We start from the raw sequence: 15,060 nt of genomic DNA, 5'->3' as shown, positions 1-15,060 counted from the left end.
CGCAGCAGGCCTTCCTCGTCATAGGTCGCGCCTTCGGCGGTGGCCTGGACTTCGGCGATCTGCCCTCCTTCGATGAGCACGAAATTGGCATCGGCATCGGCCGAACTGTCCTCGTGGTAATCGAGATCGAGCACGGGCGTCCCGTTGAAGATGCCGCAGCTGATGGCGGCAATCTTGGCGGAAATCGGATCTTTCTCGACCAATCCCTGCTCCATCAGCCTGTTGACCGCGAGCCGCAACGCGACCCAGGCGCCCGAGATCGACGCGGTTCGGGTGCCGCCATCGGCCTGGATGACGTCGCAATCGAGCGTGATCTGGCGTTCGCCGAGCAATTTCAGGTCTGTCACTGCACGTAAGCTTCGCCCGATAAGACGCTGTATTTCCTGAGTACGACCGGACTGTTTGCCACGGGCCGCTTCGCGCTGCCCGCGGGTATGGGTGGCGCGAGGCAGCATCGAATATTCGCCGGTGACCCAACCTTCGCCTTTGCCGCGCAGCCAGGGCGGGAGCCGCTCTTCGACGCTCGCCGTACACAGCACCCGCGTATCGCCGAACGAAATCAGGCACGAGCCTTCGGCATGCTTGGTGAAGCCGGTTTCGATCGTGATGGCGCGCATTTCGTCGGGCGCACGGCCGGATGGTCGCATTGAGAATCCTCTTCGAAATTCTGCAACAGCGTTAGGCGCTATTCGCTTGAGGCTGCAAGCCCAGCGATTAGATAGACTGGTATGAGCGGCCCACCCGTCACCGAATTGACCGACCGCGCACGCGACATTTTTCGCCTGGTGGTGGAAGGTTACCTCGCGTCGGGCCAGCCGGTTGGGTCGAAGGCCTTGTCCGGGGAAGGGAGCCTCAACCTTTCGCCTGCATCGATCCGCTCGGTGCTGCACGACCTCGAACAGCTCGGCCTGCTCGCCGCGCCGCATACCAGCGCAGGGCGCATGCCGACCGAAAGCGGCCTCAGGCTGTTTGTCGACGGGATGATGCAGGTGGCCGAGCCCACGCCTGAGGAACGCGCCGAGATCGAACGGCGGCTCAAGCAGCCCGGGCCGATCGAGCAGGCGCTCGAAGCGACCAGCGCAATCCTGTCCGACCTCTCGGCCGCCGCCGGCGTCGTCATGGTCCCCAGCCGCGAACCGCGCCTGTCCCAGATGAGCCTCGTCTCGTTGTCTCCCGGCCAGGCGCTTGCAGTGCTGGTAGGACAGGACGGCCATATCGAAAACCGCTTGCTCGATCTGCCGCAGGCCATGCCGCCTTCTGCGTTGGAGCAGGCCGGCAATTTCATTTCGGCGAGGCTTTCGGGCAGGACGCTTGCCGAGGCAGCACGGCTAATGCGCGAGGAGATCGCCTCGGGCAAATCGGAGCTCGACGAGGCGAGCCGGGACCTCGTCGAACGCGGTCTCGCCGTGTGGAGCGAGGATGCGGGCCGCCGCCCGGTGCTGATCGTGCGCGGCCAGGCCAACCTGCTTGACGAAGCCGCGCTGGGCGATGTCGAACGTGTGCGCCAATTGCTCGACGACCTCGAGAACAAGCAGTCGATTGCTACTTTGCTCGAATCCGCGCGTGAGGCGGAATCGGCGCGGATTTTCATCGGTTCCGAAAACCGGCTGTTCGCGCTGTCTGGTTCCTCGGTGATAGCTTCGCCTTACCGCGACCGCGAGGGGCGCGTGGTCGGTGTCCTCGGGGTAATCGGACCGACGCGGTTGAATTACGCACGGGTCGTCCCCATGGTGGACTTCACCGCCCAGTCTCTGGGCAGATTGATCGGTTAATTGGCAGCAAGAACAGACAGATAGTGACCATGAGTGACAAAAAGAAGCAGCCGCAGGACGAAGCCATTGCGGCAGAACTGGAAGGCGTGCCCGAGGAATTCCTCGACCGCGACGGTGACGGCGATGGCGAGGAATCGATTTCGGATGCGCTCGACCGCTTGCGGGCCGACCTCGAATCCGCACAGCAGGACGTGCTCTACGCCAAGGCCGACACGCAGAATGTTCGCCGGCGGCTCGAGAAGGAAGTTGCCGATGCTCGTACCTATGCGGTGACCGGGTTCGCCCGCGATATGCTGTCGATCGCGGACAATCTCGGTCGGGCACTTGATGCGGTTCCTGACGAATTGCGTTCGGACGAGAAATTCAAGAGCTTCGTGGCCGGGATCGAGGCGACCCAGCGCGAGCTCGACAAGGTCTTCGCGGCCAATGGCATCAGCCGCATCGCAGCAATGGGCCTCCCGCTCGACCCGAACCAGCACCAGGCGATGGTCGAAATTCCGACAGGCGACGCCGAGCCGGGCACGATCGTGCAGGAAATGCAGGCCGGCTACATGTTGAAGGACAGGCTGCTGCGCCCGGCGATGGTCGGTGTGGCCAAGAAGCCCGACTAACCCGCCAGCAGCGCCTCGATTTCTTCCGACGAGCGAAGATCGGCGAAGGCGAAGGCAAGGCTCGTGAGCGCCGCCGCATGCTCATCGTCGCTCAGCGCGGCATTGCCGTCGGTCGCGATGATCACCCGGTAATTGTGCTGCATCGCATCGCGCGCAGTGCTCTCGCAGCAGATATTGGTGACTGTGCCGCTGACCACGATTGTGTCTGCGCCTTGAGCCTTCAACCGGTCTTCGAGCGTCGATGTGCCATGGGTAAAGGCGCTGAAGCGCCCCTTTTCGACCAGCGCATCCTCCGGCTCGACCTCGAGTTCGGGCCATAGCTCCCAATAATGCGCGCCGCGCCGAAAGCCCTCGCGATGCGCATCCGACAGTCCGCCGAGCCGTTCCATCATGATCGACCAGCCCTGATCGACATCGTCGGGGGTCGTGTACTGGACGAAATAGTTCCTCCCGCCACTCGCCCTTATCGCCGCCGAGACCCGGTTGATCGCGCCAGAGATCGTCCGCGCCATCGGCACTTCGACCGGCGCACCTTGCTCGACGAAGCCGTTCTGCATGTCGATGATCACATGCGCCGTCCGGGCGGGATCGAGGCCCTCGAATACGTTCCTGATCCCGCCGCGGGTTGCGGCCAGCCGACCGAGGATAGCGTTGTGATCGACGTCATGCGGCATGGGTGGAGTCTCGCGATTTGAGCGGCAGGAATGGAAGGATCGAGCGGTAGCGATCGAGCCCGGGGGCCCCGGCGACGGTCCCGCCGCGCATCAGGGTGAAGGCGTGCCTCACGATCTCGGCCTGCTGTTCGATCCCGTAGCGTTCGAGCGGCCAACCGGGCTTCAGGCTGTAATCGTAGCGGCACCATGGGTGGCGGTGCAGGACCAGGAACCAATTGCCCTTGCGCTGGGCCTGCCAGACATGAACCATTTCGTGGATGAAATGGCCCTGCGACGCCAGGCCCGCCTGGCTGAAATCGTCGCAATACGACTGTCCGCCAGGATGAAAATAGAGGTGTCCGTCAGGCGCCATCGTCACCTTGCGGGGCTGGAACGGGAACCACTTCCGTCTGCGCAAGCGGACCTTTCCGCAATCGATCGCATTGCCGAAAACGCTCTGGACGAGCGAGATTTCACCGCTCGTCAGGGGCCTTTCTCCGCCAATGGGGCAGGCAGAAACCCCTGCACTCAAGCCTGTTTCCTCAGCGGTCATCCCCGGCTGCGCGAATTTCTGCCGGGAAGCTCAGCTTATCGCCGCCGGCGAAAGTCAGCGTTACTTCGGTCGTCCCGCCTGCCACAAGGCTGTCGTCGAGATTGTTGGCCATGACATGCATGCCGCCCGGCGCGAACGATATGGACTCACCCTTCGCGACGACCTGGTTCATCAGCTCGGTCATGATCGTCTCGCCGCCATATTCGGAATATTCATGCATCATGGCGCTTTGGGCGCCTGCGATGTGCACACCGCTCAAGGCCACGCGCGAGGGCGTACCATCTTCGCCATAGGCGATGTCGAAATAGAGAACGCCCGGGTTCCCCTTTACCGCGGGCAGGACCAGCCTAGCATTGGATACTGTCACGCCCGGGATGCCGTCCGGTGCCGCATCGGCCTGCTCGGCGGTGTCGCTGCCGCCGCCGCAGGCGGAAAGGCCAAGCATCGCAAGCGAAAGCGCGAGCGATCCAAGGATAGTGCTTTTCATCTTCATCCTCCCCTCGTTTCCCCGTTGAAATTGTAGTGTGGGCAATCCCTTGTGCCAAGGAAAACCACACCTATATCGCCCCGATGAACGAGCCGCCGAAGCGCTCTGCCCATCGGGGGAGCCCAAGGACGGCGTCCAAATCGAAGCACAGGATGGGATTTATGGCTAAAGTTATCGGGATCGACCTTGGTACCACCAATAGCTGCGTCGCAGTGATGGATGGCGGTAAGCCCAAGGTTATCGAAAATTCTGAAGGCGCGCGGACCACGCCTTCGATTGTCGCCTTCACCAAGGATGGCGAAAGGCTGATCGGCCAGCCGGCCAAGCGCCAGGCGGTGACCAACCCCGACAACACGATTTTTGCGGTGAAGCGCCTGATCGGGCGCCGTTTCGACGATCCCGTGACCAAGAAGGACACCGAACTCGTTCCCTACACGATCACCAAGGGCAAGAATGGCGATGCCTGGGTCAAGGCGGGCGGGGAGGATTACAGCCCATCGCAGATCTCCGCCTTCATCCTGCAGAAGATGAAGGAAACCGCCGAGGCCTATCTCGGTGAGACCGTCACCCAGGCCGTGATCACCGTGCCGGCCTATTTCAACGACGCCCAGCGCCAGGCAACCAAGGATGCCGGCCAGATCGCCGGGCTCGAAGTGCTCCGCATCATCAACGAACCGACCGCTGCCGCACTGGCCTATGGGCTCGAGAAGGACGAGGGCAAGACCATTGCGGTCTACGATCTTGGCGGCGGCACGTTCGACGTCTCGATCCTCGAAATCGGCGATGGCGTGTTCGAAGTGAAGTCGACCAATGGCGACACCTTCCTGGGCGGCGAGGATTTCGACAGCGCGATCGTCGAATATCTTGCCGACAAGTTCAAGGAGAAGGAAGGGATCGACCTGCGCAGCGACAAGCTCGCGCTCCAGCGGCTCAAGGAAGCAGCCGAGAAGGCCAAGATCGAGCTGTCTTCCGCGCAGACAACCGAGGTCAACCAGCCCTTCATCACCGCGCGCATGGAAGGCGGCACCTCGACTCCGCTCCACCTGGTCGAGACGATCAGCCGCGCGGATCTCGAAAAGCTGGTCGACAAGCTTATCCAGCGCACGCTCGATCCGTGCAAGAAGGCCCTGGCGGATGCCGGGATCGACAAGTCGGGGGTCGACGAGATCGTCCTGGTCGGCGGCATGACCCGCATGCCCAAGGTGCGCGAGACGGTTGAGAAGTTCTTCGGCAAGAAGCCGCATACCGGAGTGAACCCGGATGAAGTCGTTGCCATGGGCGCCGCGATCCAGGCCGGCGTCTTGCAGGGCGACGTCAAGGACGTGCTGCTGCTCGACGTGACCCCGCTGTCGCTCGGCATCGAGACCTTGGGTGGCGTGTTCACCCGCATGATCGATCGCAACACGACGATCCCGACTAAGAAGGCGCAGGTCTATTCGACCGCCGAGGACAACCAGCAGGCGGTGACGATCCGCGTGTTCCAGGGCGAGCGCGAAATGGCCGCGGACAACAAGCTGCTCGGCCAGTTCGATTTGGTCGGTATTCCTTCGGCGCCCCGCGGCGTGCCGCAGATCGAGGTCACTTTCGACATCGACGCCAATGGCATCGTCAACGTGTCCGCCAAGGACAAGGGCACCGGCAAGGAACAGCAGATCCGCATCCAGGCATCGGGCGGCCTCAGCGACGCCGACATCGACCAGATGGTCAAGGACGCGGAAAAGTTTGCCGAGGAGGACAAGGCCCGCCGCGCGGCGGCGGAAGCCAAGAACAACGCCGACAGCCTCGTCCATGCGACCGAAAAGCAGCTCGAGGAAAACGGCGACAAGATCGACTCCGATCTCAAAGCTCAGATCGAAACTGCCCTTGCCGCGACCAAGACCGCGATCGAAGGCGGAGACTCCGCCGAGATCGAGGCCAAGACCAAGGAGTTGACCGATCTTGCCATGAAGATGGGCCAGCAGATCTACGAGAAGGAGCAAGCCTCCGCCGCTTCTCCCGAAGCCGAGGCGGGGGATGCCGCCGCGGAGAAAGAGGAAGTGGTCGACGCCGAATTTTCCGAGGTCGATGACGAGAACAAGGGCTGATCGCCTGATGGATTGGAAGCCTGCCACCGGGGCCGCGCGCGCCGGTGGCAGTCCTCTTTAGGGCGGGGCGATGGCGACCGAAATCGACTATTACGAGCTGCTGCAGGTCGAGCGGACGGCGGACGACCGTACGATCAAGTCCGCCTATCGCAAGCTCGCGATGGAGTTCCATCCGGATCGCAATCCCGGCAATGCCGAGGCGGAAGCCAGGTTCAAGGCAATCAGCGAAGCCTATGATTGCCTGAAAGACCCCCAGAAACGCGCGGCCTATGACCGTTATGGCCATGCGGCCTTCCGCAATGGCGGCCCCGGCGGCTTTGGCGGATCGCGGGGCGGTGCCGACTTTGCCGATCTCGGCGACATCTTCGAGACTATCTTCGGTAACGCGTTCGGCGGCGGCGGGCGCCAGCAGCCGCGCCGCGGCGCCGATTTGCGCTACGACCTCGAAGTCACGCTCGAAGAGGCCTTTCACGGCAAGCAGGCGCAGGTCGAGGTGGAAGTCTCGGTCGCATGCGACACTTGCGGTGGTACCGGGGCCGAGCCGGGAACGGCGAGGCGCACCTGCAATTTGTGCAGCGGGCGCGGCAAGGTCCGGGCTCAGCAGGGCCTGTTCGTCATCGAGCGTCCGTGCCCCACCTGCCATGGCAATGGCCAGGTGATCGAGAAGCCGTGCCGCGAATGCCGGGGCGAGGGTCGGGTCGACGAAATGCAGGCGCTGGATGTCAACGTGCCGCAAGGCGTCGACAATGGAACTCGGATTCGCCTTGCAGGAAAGGGCGAGGCAGGTCCGCAGGGCGCTCCGCCTGGCGATCTTTACATCTTCGTCCATGTCAAGCCGCATGCCGTATTCCAGCGTGAAGGCACTGCGTTGTTCACCGTGGTCCCGATCAGCTTCTCGACCGCCGCGCTCGGCGGAAAGATCGAAATTCCGGGGCTCGACGGAGAGACAAGCGAAATCGAGATCCCGGCCGGAATCCAGTCGGGCAAGCAGTTGCGAAAGCGCGGGGCCGGGATGCCGGTGTTGCAGAGCCGCGGCCGCGGAGACCTTGTGGTCGAAATCAAGGTTGAGACTCCGACCAAGCTCACCAAGGAGCAGAAAGCAATCCTCGAACAATTCCGCGAGACCGAAACCGGCGAGGAATGTCCGGAGAGCGCGGGCTTCTTCGCCAAGATCAAGGGGGCCTTCGGCGGGTAATCCTGCCGCGGCATTGCCAATCGCAGGCACGCCAAGTACCGTATCCGCCCATCAGTCCATACTGGGGAGGGGAACTTCATGCGCAGGGCAGCTCTTCTATCCGCGATCGTGCTGGGCGGAGCCGTTTCGCTCGGTGTCGCCGCGCAGGACATGGCGGAGGTCGAGATCCGCGCGGTGGAGATCAAGCCGGGGGTCGCGGTGCTGTTCGGCAATGGCGGCAATATCGGCGTGAGCCACGGCCCCGACGGAACCTTCATCGTCGATGACCAGTTCGCGCCGCTGACGCAGAAGATCCAGGCCGCGATCGCCGGGCTGGGCGCCACCCCGGTCAAGTTCCTGGTCAACACCCATTGGCATTTCGACCATGCCGGCGGGAACGAGAATTTCGGTAAGGCCGGTGCGCTGATCGTGGCACAGGAGAATGTCCGCAAGCGGCTTGCGGAAGGCGGACTGGTCGCAGGAAACGATGCTGCGCCCGCGCCGAAAGAGGCGTTGCCGGTGGTCACCTACGATCATTCGGTTTCCTTCCACCTCAACGGAGACACGATCGACGTCATCCACACCGGCGGCGGGCACACCGATGGCGACAGCGTGATTTACTGGCGCAATGCCAACGTCCTGCACGGCGGCGACATGGTGCTCAGCACCGGCGGCTTCCCGTTCATCGATATCGGTTCCGGCGGCAACGTCTTGCGGTTGCTGGTTTCGCTCGATCAGATCATTGCCATGACCGATGCCGAGACCGTGATCATTCCGGGCCATGGCGAACTTTCGGACCGTTCGAAGCTGATTGCCTGGCGCGCCATGATTGCCACCGCGGTGGAACGGGTGGAAGCGCTCAAGAAGTCTGGCCAGACGCTCGATCAGGCCAAGGCGGCCAAGCCGGTTGCCGGCCTCGGCGCGCCGGGTTTCGTCGCCGAGGACAGTTTCGTGGAGGCGATCTGGCGCAGCCTCGAGGCCTCTGGCCGCTAACTCGCCTTGCCCAGCTTCTGCTGGATCTCGTCGCGCAATTTCGGAATCAGGGTCGGATCCTCCTTTAGCCGCGGCTCCTCCTCGTCGAGGATCGCGAGGAAGATCCTGAGCTTGAGATCCGCGCAATCATGTTCATCGGGTGACGCGTAGACCGAGGAACACACGAGATCGATCATCCGTTCGGCACCATGGAGCCGGCCCCAGAGATAATCGTTCTCGCGATAGGCGCGGCTGAAGAACGCCCCGAAATTGTAGAATTCGGTGCCGCGCAAGGTTGCGAAGGCACCACCCTCGCGGATCGAGACCGCATCGTCGGGAGAAATCCGGTCAACCTTGATCGGATCGAATTCGGTCAGACCTTCGTTGCGCATCAACGGGAGTGTGGCGACATCGTAAAACGGAAAGCCGAGATAGGCGAACAGGATCTTGCGCCTGAGCGGCTTGGGCATTGCTTCGAGCCCCGCGGCCATCTCTGCCTCGACCGAACGATCGAGCCCGACCAGGTCGCGCATCCGTTCGAGCGCATCGAGTGCCGCGCCGGGATTCTCGAGCACATCTTCGGCGACAGCGTTGAATTCGTCGCCAAGGCCGCTGGACCCTTCACGTTCGAAATAACGCGAAAGGGCGCGATAGATCATCTCGCGTCCGTCATCGCGGTCGGCATCGGTGATGTCTGGATCGTCTTCCCAGTCGCGCGACAGCCTGCGCGCCAGCAAGCGCAGCCGGCGAATGCGAAAGCCGATATCATGCGCTCTGAAGAAGGCGATCGCTTCGTCGCTTGCGCCTCCTTTGGCCGAGACCAGCGAAGAAAGACCGCGGGCATAGAGTTCCTCGCGCAGCCTATCGGCGATCGGTACTGCGTCGGGCAGGAGCAGGCCCGGCGCATGCGCTAGGATCAGTTGCGAAAGTCTTTCGACGATCCCCGCGAACTTGGCCTGGGCGTAGGAATGGAAGGCATAGCCGGCGCGCTCTGCCGCTGCCTGCTGGGCTTTGGCGCGCCAGGCATTGAGCCGCTTTGGCGTCGGCTGGTCGATAAAGAATGTCCTGCCGAATATCCTGTCGACCGTCCGCTCGACCTCGGGCCGCAGGGCATTGAGAATATGCCGCATCCGCTCGGCCTCGCGCGATTGCGCCTGGATGAGCTCGAGATTGTCGCGGATCGGCTGTTCGCGCGGGATCGAGGAGATCGATCCGAAAATGGCGCGGAAGAAGCCGACTTCGTCGCCATGCTCGCGCCCGGCGCGCATGCGCTTGTCCGGGCGGGGATCGATATAGACAAACCTTCGATCGACCTCTCTTTGGGCAGGCCGCCCCTGCAAGGCATTCATCGCTTCGGAAAACGGTGCGTTGACCAGCACCGAGCCATCGATCAGCGAGACATTGTCGAGATCCTGCTGGCGGATATGGGCGGGCATGACCCGTTCGAGGAAATGGTCGCGGGTTTGCCATTCGAGACCTCGCTTTATCGCCAGTTCGTCGATCTCGCCGATCTTCATGGGCGGGAAGGCGCCGGGAAAACTTGCGGTCGAACGCGCGGCGAAGGTCAGCTCCAGCGGATGGGCAAGCTGCAAACCGGCTGTTTCGGGTACCCGCGCCGTAAAGCCGATAGACAGCCGATGCTCGCTTTCGAACACGACCGGCGGGCTGTTGAGGCGCAACAATTCGAGAAATCCGTTGAAGTCGGTGGAAGTGACAAACAGGTCCAGCGGGTGCCCGGGGGGGAGCAAGGGCGACCCGCATGGCGCCTCGGCCATAGCCTTCAGGGCATCCGCCATCAGGCCCGAAAAGCCGATTCCGGAAAAGGGCGGGGCAAACCAGCGGGTCTTCACGAAGCGCGAGAGCTTCCGGCGAATCTGCTTGCGCATTTCGGGCGCAACCGATTCCGAGACGACATTGCCAGGCCGCGACAGCAGGAATTCGACCACCGGCGGTGCCCAGAATTTCGCGATCCTGGTCCACAATCGCGCCTCGGGATCGAGCAGCTTGTCGACGTCGGCACGGTCGAGCCACAGGTCGGTCAAGGGTTCGAGCGACTGGCCGGAATGGATCGCCTGCGCGAGGAATACGGCGTTTATTCCCCCCGCGCTGGCACCGGTCAGAATGTCCGGCAGGACCCTGAGGCGCAGATCCTTGCGATCGAGAATCCGGAGCAGCAATTCCTGGTAGACCGTTTCGGACCCCGCTTCGTGGCGCTCTCCCGAATGCAGCGCCCGGCTTGCCCGGGTCAGTTTCCACAGTTCCTTGGTAACGCCATGCATGTAGACGGCGAGGCTGACCCCGCCGTAGCAGATGAGCGCAATTCGCAGTTCCTTCTGACGCATCGCGGCTGTTTGGCGGCTTGAAACTACAATAGCAATTGCGTTCTATATTTGTTCCGGTTATGGATCGCCATGGCCAAGAGCAGGAAACAGTATATCTGTCAGGCATGTGGCGGAGTATCGCACCGCTGGCAGGGGCAGTGTCCGGACTGCGGCGAATGGAATTCACTCACCGAAGATGCCCCTGCGACGGTATTCTCGCAGAAGCACGATCTCTCGCGCGGGGGCCGGGCATTCGAGTTCACCTTGCTCGACAAGCCGGTCGCGGAACTCGCCCGCATTTCAACCGGGATCGCTGAATTCGATCGCGCGCTGGGGGGTGGTATTGTCCCTGGTTCCGCGATCCTGATGGGCGGCGATCCTGGTATCGGGAAGTCGACACTGCTGCTCCAGGCCACGGCGCAAATGGCGCGCACCGGCGATTGTGCCGTCTATATCAGCGGAGAGGAGGCAGCCGGACAAGTCCGACTGCGGGCGGCGCGGCTCGGACTGGCCGATGCTCCGATCAGGCTCGCCTCGGTCACATCGGTCAGGGATATCCTGACTACGCTCGGCTGCATGCAGTCGCCCAAACTGCTGGTGATCGATTCGATCCAGACGATGCATTCCGACCAGATCGAGGGCGCTCCGGGAACGGTGAGCCAGGTTCGCGGCTGCGCCTTCGAACTGATCCGCTACGCCAAGGAAAACGGCGTCGCGCTTGTGCTGGTCGGACACGTCACCAAGGACGGCAACATCGCCGGCCCCCGCGTGCTCGAACACATGGTCGATGTGGTGATGAGCTTCGAAGGCGAACGCAGCCACCAATACCGGATATTGCGGGCGCTCAAGAACCGGTTCGGGGCAGTCGACGAGATCGGCGTATTCTCCATGGAGCGCGACGGACTCGAAGAGGTTTCCAATCCTTCATCGCTGTTCCTGTCCGACAGTTGCGAACCGCTTGCGGGAAGCGCGGTGTTTCCCGCACTGGAAGGCACCAGGCCGGTGCTGGTCGAAGTCCAGGCCCTGATCGTTCGCTTGCAAAGCGGCGCGACGCCCCGGCGCGCGGTTGTCGGCTGGGACTCGAGCCGTCTCGCCATGCTGCTCGCTGTTCTGGAAGCGCGCTGCGGGTTGAGCTTTTCGTCTTCCGAAGTCTACCTCAACATTAGCGGCGGCTATCGCCTTTCCGATCCTGCCGCGGACCTGGCCGTTGCGGCGGCGCTTGTCTCCGCGATAGCCGAACGCCCGCTACCGATTCGCAGCGTGTGGTTCGGCGAGATCTCGCTTGCAGGGGAAATTCGCCCGGTTTCGCATATTGGACTGCGCCTTAAGGAAGCCGGTAAACTCGGTTTCGAACTCGGATTCGGTCCGCAGGATGCGGGCGATGGACCGGTTAATCTGCGCTACGAGACGATGGGCAGCCTGGCCAATCTCGTTGACCGGGTGATGGCGAGGGCATAATTCACCGTCAGATGACGGGTTTCGACTATATCGTTCTGATCATCATCGCAGTGGCTGCGATCGGTGGCTTCATCCGCGGGCTGGTGCAGGAAGTTGCCTCGCTCGCGGCTTGGGTGCTGGCTGTCTTTGCAATTCATTACATGCATACGGACCTGACGGTCTGGCTCAATCGCAACATCATCGAAACCCCAACCGGCGCTGCAATCCTGGCCTTCGCCCTGCTGCTCCTGATCCCCTATGCCGGGACCAAGCTGCTGGCCCGCCAGGTCAGCGAGAACGCAAAGAACTCGGTTCTGGGACCGGTCGATCGCGTGCTCGGCTTCGGCTTCGGCGCGATAAAGGGAGTGATCGTGGTGGTCATGGCCTTTTCGTTGCTCCTCCTGGGCTATCAGGCAAGCTGGGAAGCCGATGGCCGACCGGTCTGGATCTCCAATTCGCGCAGTTTTCCGCTCGTGAACGCCGGCGCCGACAAGCTGGTCCAACTGATCGAACAGCGCCAGGTCGAACTCGAGGCCAGCGACGATGTCATTCCCGGCGGGGCGGAATGAGCGCCGCCGAGCGGCTCTACACGCCCGAGCTGTTGTCGCTTACCCTGGAACTGGCCAAGTACCCCTACCGGGGCAAATACGCACTGCATGGGTCGGCTCGTTCCAGGAGCTGCGGCAGTACGCTCGCGCTGGGGTTGTTGCTCGACGACGAGCAGCGGATCGAAACGCTCGGCATGCAAGTCAAGGCATGCGCCATCGGCCAGGCGACAGCGGCGCTGTTTGCCGATTACGCGAGCGGGAAGCGCCTGGAAGAACTCGCAGCCTCCCGCCGCGAGATGGAATCCTGGCTTGCGGGAAGCGGGGCACGGCCCGACCTTCCGCGCCTGGAACTGATTGCGCCTGCCAGGGACTTTCCGGCGCGCCATGGCGCCATGATGCTTTCCTGGGATGCGGCGATCGATGCCCTTTCCAGCATGTCGTCAAACGGTTAGGTGAGGCCGCTCAACGCCGGGGGAACCATGCCACATGCCCGATAGCAGTCCAGCGCCTGCATCGACCAGGGAACCAAGCGCGAAGGAAATTCGGCTTGTCGTCGCCGCGTCCAGCGTCGGCACGGTGTTCGAATGGTACGATTTCTTCATTTACGGGACACTTGCTGCCCTGATCGGGAAGGCGTTTTTTCCTGCCGACAACGAAGTCCTGCAGATGCTGCTCGTCTGGGCGGGATTTGCCGTCGGCTTCGGCTTCCGGCCCTTGGGTGCAATCCTGTTCGGCTATCTCGGCGACCGGCTGGGCCGCAAATACACTTTTCTGGTCACCGTGACGCTGATGGGCATCGCTACCGCCGGGGTCGGGATGATCCCATCGGCGGCCTCGATCGGGATTGCCGCGCCGATCATCGTGATCCTGTTGAGAATCCTGCAGGGGCTGGCGCTGGGCGGCGAATATGGCGGCGCCACCACCTATGTTGCCGAACACACCTCGCCCGGCCGGCGCGGCTATTTCACCAGCTACGTCCAGGCATCGGTGGTAGGCGGTTTCGTCCTGTCGATCGGGATGGTCCTGCTGTGCCGGTTCCTCATTCCGCCGGACCAGTTCGAGGCGTGGGGTTGGCGCGTGCCGTTCCTGGTCTCGATCCTGCTGCTGGTGATTTCGCTCTGGATGCGGCTCAAGCTCAACGAGAGCCCAGTCTTCAAGGCCATGAAAGCGGAGCAGAAAATCTCAAGGAATCCGTTCGTCGAGAGTTTTACCTACCCAGGCAACAAGAAGCGGATTTTCGTGGCGCTGTTCGGCGTGACGGCCTGCCTTACGACGATCTTCTACTCGGCCTACTTCTCAAGCCTGTCATTCCTGAAAAGCATGCGAGTCGAGCCCACGACAGTCGAAATCCTTGTCGGGGTATCAGGCCTGTTGGCGATGAGTTTCTACGTCCTTGTTGGAAAATGGTCGGACCGGATCGGGCGCAAGAAGCCGATCATCGTTGGAAACATCCTCACCCTGCTGCTGATATTTCCCGCCTTCTGGCTGCTCGGCGGGCTTGCCAATCCGGGGTTGGCAGAAAGCGCGCGCGCTGCGCCTGTCGTTATCTCCGGCCCCGATTGCGAATATGCGCCTTTCAGCGATGCCCAGGAAACGCTGTGCGGCCGCCTGATGGAAGACCTTACCGCGAAATACATTCCCTACGATACCCGATATTCCGAAACGCTCGGACTGGCGGCAGGGGGAACCGTGCTTTCGCTCGACGATTATGCCTGGGACGATGGCGCCGCGCGCCGGGCCCAGCTCGAAGCCAAGCTGGGTTCTGCCGGCTACGATTTTTCGATCCAGCATCCGCCAATATCGAACATGCTCGGGATCGTGGCGGTCCTGCTGCTGTTTGGCCTGCTTTCCGCGCTGACCTACGGCTCGGTTGCCGCGTTGTTGACCGAGATGTTCCCGGCCAAGATCCGTTACAGCTCGATGTCGATCCCCTACCATATCGGGGCCGGCTATTTTGGTGGCTTCCTGCCGGTGATTGCTGGCTACATCGTCGCCAAGACCGGCGATGTCTATTCCGGCCTGTGGTACACTTGGGGCTTCGTGTTCTTTGCCGTGATTGTCGGTTGGTGGGGCCTGCCGGACGGGCCGCCCAAAGATTTCGAAGACCATGAGCCCGCCTGAACCGCCGCGCACTCTAAGGCTCAGGCTCGATGAAGACGCGCTGGCCGGAAACTGGCGCGCGCTCGACCGGATGTCGGGCACGGCCGCGACCGGCGCGGCGGTGAAGGCCGATTGCTATGGGCTCGGCGTGGCGCGCTGTGTCCCGGTCCTTGCCGCGGTCGGCGCGCGCGACTTCTTCGTCGCGCATTTCAGCGAAGTTGCCGCGCTTCTCAGGCATGTGCCAGCCGCACAGGTTTCGGTACTCCATGGTCCATTGACGCCCGATGATGTCGAATTTGCCAAGTCGACCGGCGTCCGCCCGGTGATCAACAGCTTGAGGCAGGCAAG

General features: G+C 62.5%; 15 protein-coding genes. 10 read left to right on the top strand and 5 right to left on the bottom strand.

Going from position 1 to position 15,060, the window contains the following annotated elements; genetic code table 11:
- On the bottom strand, positions 1-647 hold a 647-nt coding region (gene rph, locus AC16XC_RS10365), incomplete at its 3' end, for a ribonuclease PH (protein WP_484034582.1).
- 81 nt (positions 648-728) lie between these two features.
- Between rph and hrcA the strand changes: the two genes are divergently transcribed.
- The gene (gene hrcA, locus AC16XC_RS10360) at positions 729-1,772 is read left to right on the top strand and encodes a heat-inducible transcriptional repressor HrcA (RefSeq protein WP_484034581.1); all 1,044 of its coding nucleotides are present in this window, start codon (positions 729-731) and stop codon (positions 1,770-1,772) included.
- A gap of 29 nt (positions 1,773-1,801) precedes the next feature.
- Positions 1,802-2,383, top strand: a complete 582-nt coding sequence (gene grpE, locus AC16XC_RS10355) for a nucleotide exchange factor GrpE (RefSeq protein ID WP_484034580.1) — start codon at positions 1,802-1,804, stop codon at positions 2,381-2,383.
- Here grpE and AC16XC_RS10350 read toward each other — a convergent pair.
- The 3 genes from AC16XC_RS10350 to AC16XC_RS10340 are packed head-to-tail and all read right to left on the bottom strand — an operon-like array spanning position 2,380 to position 4,076.
- On the bottom strand, positions 2,380-3,057 hold the full coding sequence (locus tag AC16XC_RS10350) for an isochorismatase family protein (protein WP_484034579.1): 678 nt from the start codon (positions 3,055-3,057) through the stop codon (positions 2,380-2,382). The two genes, grpE and AC16XC_RS10350, sit on opposite strands and share 4 nt — an antisense overlap.
- A complete protein-coding gene (locus tag AC16XC_RS10345; RefSeq protein WP_484034578.1) occupies positions 3,047-3,589 on the bottom strand; it encodes a vgr related protein in 543 nt (180 codons plus the stop codon). Before AC16XC_RS10345 ends, AC16XC_RS10350 begins: the two co-directional genes overlap by 11 nt.
- Positions 3,579-4,076 carry a copper chaperone PCu(A)C gene (locus tag AC16XC_RS10340; protein ID WP_484034577.1) on the bottom strand — a complete coding sequence of 166 codons (498 nt, stop codon included), beginning with the start codon at positions 4,074-4,076 and terminating at the stop codon, positions 3,579-3,581. Before AC16XC_RS10340 ends, AC16XC_RS10345 begins: the two co-directional genes overlap by 11 nt.
- Positions 4,077-4,237: 161 nt before the next feature.
- Between AC16XC_RS10340 and dnaK the strand changes: the two genes are divergently transcribed.
- The 3 genes from dnaK (at position 4,238) to AC16XC_RS10325 (ending at position 8,327) form a co-directional block, all read left to right on the top strand.
- Entirely contained in the window at positions 4,238-6,160 is a 1,923-nt protein-coding gene (dnaK, locus tag AC16XC_RS10335) for a molecular chaperone DnaK (RefSeq protein WP_484034576.1), read from the top strand.
- Between the two features lie 70 nt (positions 6,161-6,230).
- Positions 6,231-7,355, top strand: coding sequence for a molecular chaperone DnaJ (gene dnaJ / locus AC16XC_RS10330; RefSeq protein ID WP_484034575.1), 1,125 nt, complete (start codon positions 6,231-6,233; stop codon positions 7,353-7,355).
- Positions 7,356-7,433: 78 nt separating this feature from the next.
- Positions 7,434-8,327 carry an MBL fold metallo-hydrolase gene (locus AC16XC_RS10325; protein ID WP_484034574.1) on the top strand — a complete coding sequence of 298 codons (894 nt, stop codon included), beginning with the start codon at positions 7,434-7,436 and terminating at the stop codon, positions 8,325-8,327.
- Here AC16XC_RS10325 and AC16XC_RS10320 read toward each other — a convergent pair.
- On the bottom strand, positions 8,324-10,648 hold the full coding sequence (locus AC16XC_RS10320) for a patatin-like protein (RefSeq protein WP_484034573.1): 2,325 nt from the start codon (positions 10,646-10,648) through the stop codon (positions 8,324-8,326). The genes AC16XC_RS10325 and AC16XC_RS10320 overlap by 4 nt on opposite strands.
- Positions 10,649-10,717: 69 nt before the next feature.
- Here AC16XC_RS10320 and radA point away from each other — a divergent pair, with 69 nt between their 5' ends.
- The 5 genes from radA to AC16XC_RS10295 form a co-directional block, all read left to right on the top strand.
- Entirely contained in the window at positions 10,718-12,085 is a 1,368-nt protein-coding gene (gene radA / locus AC16XC_RS10315) for a DNA repair protein RadA (protein ID WP_484034572.1), read from the top strand.
- Positions 12,086-12,096: 11 nt separating this feature from the next.
- On the top strand, positions 12,097-12,633 hold the full coding sequence (locus tag AC16XC_RS10310) for a CvpA family protein (RefSeq protein ID WP_484034571.1): 537 nt from the start codon (positions 12,097-12,099) through the stop codon (positions 12,631-12,633).
- A complete protein-coding gene (locus AC16XC_RS10305; protein ID WP_484034570.1) occupies positions 12,630-13,064 on the top strand; it encodes an iron-sulfur cluster assembly scaffold protein in 435 nt (144 codons plus the stop codon). The genes AC16XC_RS10310 and AC16XC_RS10305 overlap by 4 nt, the downstream gene beginning before the upstream one ends.
- 34 nt (positions 13,065-13,098) lie before the next feature.
- Complete coding sequence (locus AC16XC_RS10300) at positions 13,099-14,733, top strand: MFS transporter (RefSeq protein ID WP_484034569.1); 1,635 nt, start codon at positions 13,099-13,101, stop codon at positions 14,731-14,733.
- On the top strand, positions 14,720-15,060 hold a 341-nt coding region (locus tag AC16XC_RS10295; protein WP_484034568.1), incomplete at its 3' end, for an alanine racemase. The genes AC16XC_RS10300 and AC16XC_RS10295, both read left to right, overlap by 14 nt.

Source organism: Candidatus Andeanibacterium sp., assembly GCF_057143545.1.
The sequence above is the reverse complement of the archived record's forward strand: the minus strand, read 5'-3'. Positions and strand labels throughout refer to the sequence as shown.

Excerpts from the sequence above, each read along its gene's own strand:
- dnaJ (WP_484034575.1), top strand. The coding sequence starts at position 6,231 with ATGGCGACCGAAATCGACTATTACGAGCTGCTGCAGGTCGAGCGGACG.
- AC16XC_RS10340 (WP_484034577.1), bottom strand. The coding sequence starts at position 4,076 with ATGAAAAGCACTATCCTTGGATCGCTCGCGCTTTCGCTTGCGATGCTT.
- AC16XC_RS10320 (WP_484034573.1), bottom strand. The coding sequence starts at position 10,648 with ATGCGTCAGAAGGAACTGCGAATTGCGCTCATCTGCTACGGCGGGGTC.
- AC16XC_RS10300 (WP_484034569.1), top strand. The coding sequence starts at position 13,099 with ATGCCCGATAGCAGTCCAGCGCCTGCATCGACCAGGGAACCAAGCGCG.
- AC16XC_RS10325 (WP_484034574.1), top strand. The coding sequence starts at position 7,434 with ATGCGCAGGGCAGCTCTTCTATCCGCGATCGTGCTGGGCGGAGCCGTT.
- AC16XC_RS10350 (WP_484034579.1), bottom strand. The coding sequence starts at position 3,057 with ATGCCGCATGACGTCGATCACAACGCTATCCTCGGTCGGCTGGCCGCA.
- AC16XC_RS10305 (WP_484034570.1), top strand. The coding sequence starts at position 12,630 with ATGAGCGCCGCCGAGCGGCTCTACACGCCCGAGCTGTTGTCGCTTACC.
- grpE (WP_484034580.1), top strand. The coding sequence starts at position 1,802 with ATGAGTGACAAAAAGAAGCAGCCGCAGGACGAAGCCATTGCGGCAGAA.
- AC16XC_RS10345 (WP_484034578.1), bottom strand. The coding sequence starts at position 3,589 with ATGACCGCTGAGGAAACAGGCTTGAGTGCAGGGGTTTCTGCCTGCCCC.
- hrcA (WP_484034581.1), top strand. The coding sequence starts at position 729 with ATGAGCGGCCCACCCGTCACCGAATTGACCGACCGCGCACGCGACATT.
- AC16XC_RS10310 (WP_484034571.1), top strand. The coding sequence starts at position 12,097 with ATGACGGGTTTCGACTATATCGTTCTGATCATCATCGCAGTGGCTGCG.
- radA (WP_484034572.1), top strand. The coding sequence starts at position 10,718 with ATGGCCAAGAGCAGGAAACAGTATATCTGTCAGGCATGTGGCGGAGTA.
- dnaK (WP_484034576.1), top strand. The coding sequence starts at position 4,238 with ATGGCTAAAGTTATCGGGATCGACCTTGGTACCACCAATAGCTGCGTC.